At 41.7% G+C, this 8,791-nt stretch carries 9 protein-coding genes; 7 read left to right on the top strand and 2 right to left on the bottom strand.

Annotation, left to right across the window (positions count from 1 at the left end; genetic code table 11):
• Positions 1-27 precede the first annotated feature (27 nt).
• Positions 28-990 carry an integron integrase gene (locus L0B17_RS13820; RefSeq protein ID WP_235085596.1) on the bottom strand — a complete coding sequence of 321 codons (963 nt, stop codon included), beginning with the start codon at positions 988-990 and terminating at the stop codon, positions 28-30.
• A 337-nt stretch (positions 991-1,327) separates the two neighbouring features.
• On the opposite strand from L0B17_RS13820, the gene L0B17_RS13815 reads away from it, so the two are divergent.
• Both L0B17_RS13815 and L0B17_RS13810 read left to right on the top strand, forming a co-directional pair.
• Positions 1,328-1,753: a GNAT family N-acetyltransferase gene (locus L0B17_RS13815; protein WP_235085594.1), complete on the top strand. Its 426-nt coding sequence runs from the start codon at positions 1,328-1,330 to the stop codon at positions 1,751-1,753.
• A gap of 108 nt (positions 1,754-1,861) precedes the next feature.
• Entirely contained in the window at positions 1,862-2,362 is a 501-nt protein-coding gene (locus L0B17_RS13810; RefSeq protein WP_235085592.1) for an integron-associated HEPN domain-containing protein, read from the top strand.
• A gap of 81 nt (positions 2,363-2,443) precedes the next feature.
• Here L0B17_RS13810 and ltrA read toward each other — a convergent pair whose 3' ends face one another.
• Positions 2,444-3,793: a group II intron reverse transcriptase/maturase gene (gene ltrA / locus L0B17_RS13805; protein ID WP_235084858.1), complete on the bottom strand. Its 1,350-nt coding sequence runs from the start codon at positions 3,791-3,793 to the stop codon at positions 2,444-2,446.
• Positions 3,794-4,391: 598 nt separating this feature from the next.
• Here ltrA and L0B17_RS13800 point away from each other — a divergent pair.
• The 5 genes from L0B17_RS13800 (at position 4,392) to L0B17_RS13780 (ending at position 8,606) form a co-directional block, all read left to right on the top strand.
• Positions 4,392-4,712 carry a hypothetical protein gene (locus L0B17_RS13800; protein WP_235085590.1) on the top strand — a complete coding sequence of 107 codons (321 nt, stop codon included), beginning with the start codon at positions 4,392-4,394 and terminating at the stop codon, positions 4,710-4,712.
• Positions 4,713-4,832: 120 nt separating this feature from the next.
• Positions 4,833-5,087: a hypothetical protein gene (locus L0B17_RS13795; protein WP_235085589.1), complete on the top strand. Its 255-nt coding sequence runs from the start codon at positions 4,833-4,835 to the stop codon at positions 5,085-5,087.
• Positions 5,088-5,247: 160 nt separating this feature from the next.
• Positions 5,248-6,225 (top strand): transposase, encoded by a 978-nt coding sequence (locus L0B17_RS13790; protein WP_235085587.1) that lies wholly within the window; start codon positions 5,248-5,250, stop codon positions 6,223-6,225.
• Positions 6,226-6,950: 725 nt separating this feature from the next.
• Positions 6,951-7,622, top strand: coding sequence for an HAD family hydrolase (locus L0B17_RS13785; protein ID WP_235085585.1), 672 nt, complete (start codon positions 6,951-6,953; stop codon positions 7,620-7,622).
• A 21-nt stretch (positions 7,623-7,643) separates the two neighbouring features.
• Entirely contained in the window at positions 7,644-8,606 is a 963-nt protein-coding gene (locus tag L0B17_RS13780) for a sugar-binding transcriptional regulator (RefSeq protein ID WP_235085583.1), read from the top strand.
• The last annotated feature ends 185 nt before the right edge of the window (positions 8,607-8,791 follow it).

The following is an 8,791-nucleotide window of genomic DNA, read 5'->3' as shown; positions in this document are numbered from 1 at the left end:
AATGTAAGTGGGCGATTGGGGGGGTATTTACTTCATATAGTCCATTGGGCTTATTATCCCCGTTTGATGCAAGCCAGCTACATGGGTATATATTTGTGTTGTTTTTACATCATTATGACCAAGTAGTTCTTGTATGGTTCTTATATCATGGCCGCGTCTAAGTAAGTTGGTTGCAAAAGAATGCCTGAAAGTATGAGCAGTAATACGTTTAGTGATATTGGTTTTATTAACCGCCTTACGTAATGCTTTTCTAAACGTTGTAGGGTCAATGTGATGCCTGCACATATAACGATTAACAGGGTGTGACACGCAGTGAATGGAAGGGAAAAGATATTGCCAATGTAATTTTTTGGCGCTTGTACCAAACTTTTTGAGTAAGCTTGGGGGTAAAGAAGCCATTCCTAATCCTTGAGATAAGTCATGAGTGTGAGCATCACGTACATGTTGCATCTGCTGACGTATGGGTTCAATGGTCATTTTTGGTAAAATACACACTCTATCTTTTTTACCTTTACCTCTAAAAACAAACAGTGTTCTATTTTCAAAATCGATATCTTTAAGTCTAATGCTTAAAGCTTCAGTTAATCTCAGCCCCGCACCATATAGTAAACAGCCAATTAGTTGATATTTATCTTGTAAATTGTCGATGACCTGTTTGGCCTCTGCATCATTTAATATCTGCGGAATGCGGGTTGGTGCTTTTGCATAAGGAAACTGCAAATTATCTGTATTGATGGCTAATACATGTTTAAAAGCAAAAACAAGCGCGCACAGTGCTTGCTGTTGTGTGCTGCTTGAAACCCGTCGCTCGTTTGCTAGAAAACATAAAAACTGTTCAATGTGCGCAGGCAAAATATGTTTTGCAGCTGTAAACTTAAAATATCTTATAAAATAGCGGTTCCAATAAAGGTAAGACTTTTCAGTTTGGTAACTGTAATGTCTTACTCTAATTTGTTGTCTAATTGCTTCTAAATATCCTGTGCCCGCCATCACATTCCACCTTTATGCTGCCTGTACTGTATGTTTATACAGTTATAATGGGTTTTGATGGAATTACAATAAAACGTGTATAAAAAGCAGTCTAAAGGACTATGTTGATAAAAATAGTGCTGCTCTAATATATTGATCTTGTTTAGTTTATTTGTTTACATTTATCGCCGACACTTTTAACGCGCAATTTCAGTTTTATATCGGAGTGTAAGAGTGATTAAATTGCTTTACTTCAATAAGATAGAAAATGTAGGATGATAAAAATCAATAACTTGAACAGCCGGCTTTATCGGGCGAGCCGTTCAATAAGCTGTTATAAATCCTTTCCGGAGAACTTGTGAACATCAGGCCGGCAGTGTTGGCAGATAACCATGAGATTGAGCGTTTAGCGCATGTGCTGACGCCCGCCGCTGAACCAGAGCATCAATCTGGCGATGCGCTGACTCTGCTCTTAAACTCAGACGGCCATCGGATATGGGTAGCGGATTTAGGCGAAACGGTTGTTGGTTGGCTACACGCATATTTGGCGGTTCGGGTTGGAGTGGCACCATTTATTGAAATAGCTGGCCTCATAGTTGATGAGCAGCACCGGAGCGAAGGAATCGGTTCCAAGTTGGTTGCGGAAGCTATCGCCTGGGCCAAGTCAGTCGGGGTTACCGTTCGGGTTCGCAGCAATTCAAAGCGCGATGCCACCCACAGCTTTTACGAAGCGCAAGGCTTCAAGCTATTGAAGCAACAGCATGTTTTCGAGTTCAATTTATAACAAGGCGCAGCAGTACGTGGCCTCCGGCCACCGGACGCCCTTGTCAGGGCGCCGCTGTGCTTCAGCGTTATAACTTAATGTGTAGTGATTTCAATTTAGGAGAAGTTTTTGAGTACTGAAATAAGCAGAGCCATAAATATTTTGAATCACCTAGTAGCAGATTTAACGATGGCAATCACTGTACTTAAAGATTACGAAAAACGTGGAATTCTTAACTCTTTCCAAAGGCAAAATCTCTACCGGCTATGTTTTACTTCTCTAATAATGAATTGTTCAAAATATGAGGAGTTTTGTAATAAATATAGAAAAGTGATATATCAGGAAGTCCCTCATTTAAAAGAGTTAAGTGACGAATTTAAAAAAACAATCCTAGCAAAAGGAATTAAATCATATCGTAATGATTATATTGGGCATATTCATTCCAAAAAATTACAACGCCCACTTACAGATGCTGAAGTACAGTCTAATTTCGTTGGGATTATTGGCAGTGATAATGCACTTGATTTTTTCGACTGGATTTGCCCAGATAACTATATAGAAACAGATAAAACCACTCATCTTGTTGGAGTCATAGAAACCTTACGAGATGACCTATCTAATAAGTTATAATCGGGTAGCCGGAGGTATCTAGCCTCCAGCCCCCACACCACCCTGCATGCGGCTCCGCACAGGGCGGTTCATTTAGAACTCCTAACTCACTTTTGGGTTAGGATAATGAACTGCGATCCATCCATCTCTTAGTGAATATAATCCTGCTTTCTTCAGGTACTCATTACTCAGCGCTTGCTGTATCCCTGGTGTTTTCGAACTTCGCCATGGACCTTTGCTTGTGATCCCACAACCAACAGCCACTTGGATCCTGACGCCACGCTTAAGTAAGTTTTGTACCTTAGTCCGTGGTTTTCGCCACTGACGCCAGTAACACATACGAACACGACGTCGGATCCAATGGTCTAAATCGACACACCCTTGATAAGCGTTAGCGATGCCAAAATAATTGATCCAGCCTTGCATGTATTGACGCACTTTAAATAGCTGATAACTCATACTCACGCCCCAATTTCGGTTCGTTAGTCGTCTCATCTTTTGTTTGAAAATGTGTAATGTTTTAGCATGCCACTGGATCTTGCCTCGGTTAAATGTAAACCCAAGAAACTTGCTTTGAGCGACCTTAACCACTTGGCTTTTCTGTTCATTTACAACCAGTTTTAACTTAGTGGCAAGGTATTGAGTAATACTCTTGAGTACCCGTTCGCCAGCGCGTTGAGATTTTACCAATATGATAAAATCGTCCGCGTAGCGGGCGAATTTGTGCTCTCGGCTTTCCAGCTCTTTATCCAGACTATCCAACATAATGTTAGAGAGTAATGGCGAGAGTGGACCGCCTTGAGGCACACCTTCAAAGCTTGCTTCAAATTGGTCATTGACCATCACCCCTGCTCGTAGGTACTTACCGATAAGCGCCAACAGACGCTTATCCTGTACCTTGCTCCTCAGCTGAGTCATCAAGAGATCATGATTAACTCGGTCAAAGAACTTAGACAGATCAACATCAACGGCAAATTTGCGTTTCTGTTTGATGATATCCCTGACTTGCAGTACCGCTTGTTTAGCATTTCTGTTCGGCCTAAAGCCAAAGCTATTAGTCGAGAAGAATGGGTCAAACAGTGGCGTGAGTATTTGTGCAATAGCTTGCTGTATCACACGGTCAATGACGTTAGGGATCCCCAATTTGCGTTTACCGCCATCGGGTTTGTCGATCTCTACGCGCCTGACCGCTGAGGGTTGGTATTCACCTCGCTCTAATTGAGATTTACACTGTTGCCAGCCGCCTTGTTGCATCCAGAGCGGGAAGGCTTCGATGGTCATGCCATCGATGCCCGCTGCACCTTTATTGGCTTTAACTTGACGCCAAGCTCGGTGTAGATTTTCAGGTTCGAGCAGTTGTTGAAATAGATCGCGGTTGAAGGCCGGTTGCATATCAATACGCTGCCGATAGTAATCGTCTGGCGACGTAGTGGGTATCGACAAGTTTGACAAGACTCCTCCTTCTTCTAAATGTTCAGGCCTTCACCATGTCCCAACCATTACGATGGGCGTTGGGCTACTATGCCGTCTGCTGACTTCTGCTTAATCACATGTCAAGTTACCTCGTCATGCGCTATCGGTTTCCATCTGATTCGCTCTTTTCAGTCGATGAAATTGAAAAGCCAAGGCACTTAATAAACCAGAGCCTTACTGGTTAATGACCAATCGCGTGTTAAGCAGATCTCCCCAGATAAGAACATGAACTTTCTTTGCACTGCTGCATCATTTACGGTGGCCATTAGATCACGTGGTTTCGTCGTCTTGTGCCAACTCACCTCTAGCCTACGCCTCATATGATGTTCTTGTTCATCAGCTCGCAAATTTGCTAGCGGCTTCCTCCGGACCTAACCTCGCGATTAAGCCCTTGCCATTCGCTAGTAGTTAACGTTTAATAACAGTATGTTATTTAAACGGTGACCTTCCTACAGAGGACTTTCACCTCATTAGTTCATGCCCATGCTGGGCGTACACAAGCCACTGCACACGGAAATTTTACTCGCTACGCTCCCAAAATTCCGGTGAGTGGGGCGTTAAATGGCAAGGAGCCAGCATGTGGGAATCATTCACATCTGAAGATTGGGAAAGCCTTCCTTCTATTTCAGGACGGGTAGCAACTGAGCAGGATGTAGAAAGTGGAATTGCGGTTTTTTACATCCCTGATGGAAGTGTGGCATGCGACGCTGTACTTCCTACCTGTGTAATACAAATTGACGAAGAAACAAATGAAAGAATACCTGCTGTCGCCATCCAAGCTGAGCAAGCAGGTGAATTAGTATATTTGGGCTTGCGCTATTTAGATGGTGGCAACGGTATGTGTGAGCTAGATGAGGTTGAGTTACTAGAATCACCCAATGAAGAGTTTGCCACTTAACAAGCTAATTAATAAGGACAAAAAACAGTTGGCTGTTTTCGTTCCTCAACATTTTAGCCAACAATTTTTTGCCCATTATTAGGGCGTTATGTTGTTTAAAGAAATCTGCGGATGTTAATCATGAGTCAAACTAAAATATGTATTCATTGTGATAAACCAGTAGAAAAGTATTCGGATGATTACGAAGTTTTTGAGCAAATGCATTGGCTGTGTTTTCATCTAGTATTTGAGCATGAAGGTGATCCGGATGTAGCTTGCAATGACCCTTCTTGTCCTTGGTGGCATATTGAAGTGTTGCGTAATAAGTTAACCGAATTGGGTGTTGACCCTCAAAGTGTAATTACAGATGCCGTAAATAAAAAATGGAAACTGTGAAGTCACAACATAACAAGGGTTTTCAAGTCGGACAAATTACAGTTGGCTTTTTGTTCGTGCCTCACTTATTTTAGCCCAATAACATGGCCACCCATAATTGTTGGCTAAATATCGAACAGTGAACTACGCTTTATTTACCCTTTGAAAACGGTAATTAAAGATGGCCAGACCCAGACAGACAATCGTTAGCCTAGAAGATACGCCTTACTATCATTGTTGTTCTCGAGTGGTACGTAAGGCATTTTTATGTGGTATTGATAATTCAACAGGTGAGAACTTTGAGCATAGGCGAGAGTGGGTTGATGCTCGTATCCTTGAGCTTGCCACCATTTTTGCTATTGATATCTGTGCTTATGCCGTCATGAGTAATCACTTACACGTAGTATTAAAAGTGGATGCTGATAAAGCCAAACGGTGGTCAGATAAAGACGTACTATTTCAATGGCACAAAGGCTTTAAAGGCACATTACTGACACAAAAGTTTGTAAAAGGTGAAGACCTAAACGAATTTGAAATGAAAACAGTGAATGATTGTATTGCCCTATACCGCCAACGCTTAGTCGATATCAGTTGGTTTATGCGCTCTTTAAGTGAGCCGATAGCGCGAATGGCCAACAAAGAAGATAAGTGCACTGGCAGGTTCTGGGAGGGTAGATTCAAATCCCAAGCGCTGCTCGACGAAGCCGCAGTATTGGCCTGTATGGCCTATGTTGATTTGAACCCCATTCGAGCCAAGATGGCCACTACACCTGAAACCTCAGATTACACCAGTATTCAACGTCGAATACATTCAGCGATAAAAGGTGAGCAACCCAAAGCGTTACTGCCTTTTGTCGGTAATGAGCGGCTAGATATGCCGAATGGACTGATGTTCAGCGTTAGAGACTATATTGTGCTGGTAGAAGATACGGGTCGTCTTATTCGAGAAGACAAATGCGGTGCCATTAGTGCCAGTAGCCAGCACATTCTAACCAGACTGAATATTCCTGCAGAGAACTGGCTAAAAATCACTAGTGAATTTGGGACATTATTCAAAGGTGCTGTAGGGGCGTTACCTGCATTAACAGAATACTGTGAGCATTTGGAGCGAAAGCGACGACAAGGCGTATCAAACTGCCAACGCTGGCTGTGCGCTTAAGTATTAACTTCCGCGCCAAATTATAATTCAACTTTAGCTTGATTAATATCAAGTCGCTAGTCCTGCTTTAAATCTGCAGTATTACTCATTATTTACCACTATACATGCTCAGTTCATTGATAAATTGGGTTTATTCTTTACATTTTTATGGCGGTAAAGACTACTGCAACCAAAGTGAAAAGGCGTTATGTTAGTTCATAATTAAAATGGGTGGCATAACAATTCTGCATAACAATTCTTTTCTAATGGGTGGCATAACCATTCTTTTCTTCAAAATGCGTTTAATTGGTGCAATGTACAAGGCGTCAAATGACAATCTTAAGCTTCAATCTTGATTGTTCTGCATTACAGATTGAATGATTTTCACTCAAATTGAATCGTGTGATTATCGTATTTCCAACGTGCACTTAATATTACGCTATTGAATTTAAATAACATTTTATTATCACAAAACGTACATAAGCAACCGCTAAAGCTCGATTTGCTTATTTAATTCAAGAAATGTGATTGACATCAATATTGAGAAGAGAGAATATGCTCAACGAGAGGGCATATGCTCACGCTAGGTGCAAAAGCTCAGTTTAGGGTAGTCATACCCTGATTACAGATGATGACGGAGCGTAATAAGCATCGAATAATGCCTAACATAGACAGTTAAGTGGGATTTTTAGCTTAAAGCCATTGTAAAATAGGATCTTATTTTCTTTATTCATTAAGGCTGGTTTATGGATACAAAGCCAAAGTTAGTCATTTTTGATTGCGACGGTGTTGTGATCGACAGTGAAGTTATCAGCGCGAATGTGTTAATCGACAAATTAGCCGTGTTGGGTGCCCAGATTGATATGGCGTTTGTGCAGCAACACTTTTTAGGCTGCCAATTTGCGACTGTCGCGGCCAAAATTAACAGTTTGTTGAATATAACGTTGCCACAAGCTTTTGAATTGCAGTACCGAGAACAGTTGTTATTGGCATTTGAGCGTGATTTAACCGTTACGAATGGCATTAAAGAGGTACTCTCAGCCTTAACTGTGCCGTTTTGCATTGCCACAAGCAGCAGTTTACCTCGCACAACAAAAGCGTTGGCGGTGGTGGGATTAAGTGATGTGTTTGCTGGGAATGTTTTTACCGGCAGCGAAGTTGAAAACGGTAAACCAGCACCCGATTTATTTTTACATGCAGCCAAGCGTATGGGTGTAGCTCCAGAACAATGCTTAGTGATAGAGGACAGCTTTTTTGGCGTATCAGCCGCTGTCGCAGCCAATATGCCTGTTATTCATTATGTAGGTGGTCGACATATTAGTTACCACAATCATCCGGTAGCTAAGACTTTTCCACAGGTTACGGCATTAACAGATTGGCAAGATTTCGCTCAGTTAATGCCCAGCATAATGCGTTAACACTGAATAATGAGGAATATCATGGACAGTAAATCAAATTCAGAATTAGCGCGATTAGAAGATGCAGCTAGAGCGGCGTGGTTGTATTACGTGGCTAAAAATACTCAAGATGAAATAGCACAGAAATTAGAGGTATCAAGGCAATCAGCACAGCGACTCGTTGCACTTGCGGTGAGTGAAGGCTTAATTAAAGTCCGTTTAGACCATCCCATTGCAAAATGCATGGAATTGGCTGAGCAACTTAAAAACAGATTTTCTTTACTTGAGTGCGAGATTGTCCCTAGTGATCCCAGTGATGACAGCTCGGTACATGGCTTAGCGCAAACCAGTGCGGCTGTGGTAGAACGCTATTTAAAGTCGGCACAACCGAAAACGCTGGCATTTGGAACGGGTCGGGCACTTAAGGCGTGTATTGATGAGTTACCGTCAATGCAATGCCCACAACATAAAATTGTGTCGTTGCTCGGTAATATGATGTCAGACGGTTCAGCTTCAGCATTTGATATTGTGGTCAGCATGGCGAACAGAGTCCAAGCTAAACATTACCCGATGCCATTGCCGGTTATTGCAAACTCAGTGACAGAGAAAAACATTTTGCATGAGTTAGCGCCGATAAAAAGTATTTTAGCGTTGGTTGAACAGGCGGATGCGATATTTGTTGGTATAGGGCAGATGGGCGAGCAATCACCCTTAATGCTCGATGGCTTTATTGACCAAGATAAATTGAATGAATTGGTGAGCGATAGCGCAGCAGGTGAAATCATTAGTTGGGTTTACGATCATCAAGGGCAGTTATTAGCACATCCCATTAATCAATTAGTGATGAGTGCGCCGTTAACACCCAATGCCAGTAAACCCGTTTATGGTATTGCCGCAGGTAAAAGTAAAGTGAATGCGATATGTGCAGCATTGCAAGGCGGGTTAATTAACTCATTAATTACTAATGAATATACCGCCGAGCAAATACTTGCAAAAGTGAAATAAATTATAGAATGCTAACAGAGTAGGCTGAGTCACTGGAATTATGGATGTTAAAGTGACTTGGCATAAATAGATTTATATTTATTTATGTTAATCAATAGAGCTTAATTAATAGAACTTAAGAAATAGAGTTTAATTAATAGATTGTAAAGTTAAACACTGACTAAAAAATAATGTCAGTCGGTTTA

This window comes from Shewanella sp. OMA3-2 (assembly GCF_021513195.1).
Lineage (GTDB): Bacteria > Pseudomonadota > Gammaproteobacteria > Enterobacterales > Shewanellaceae > Shewanella.
The sequence above is the reverse complement of the archived record's forward strand: the minus strand, read 5'-3'. Positions and strand labels throughout refer to the sequence as shown.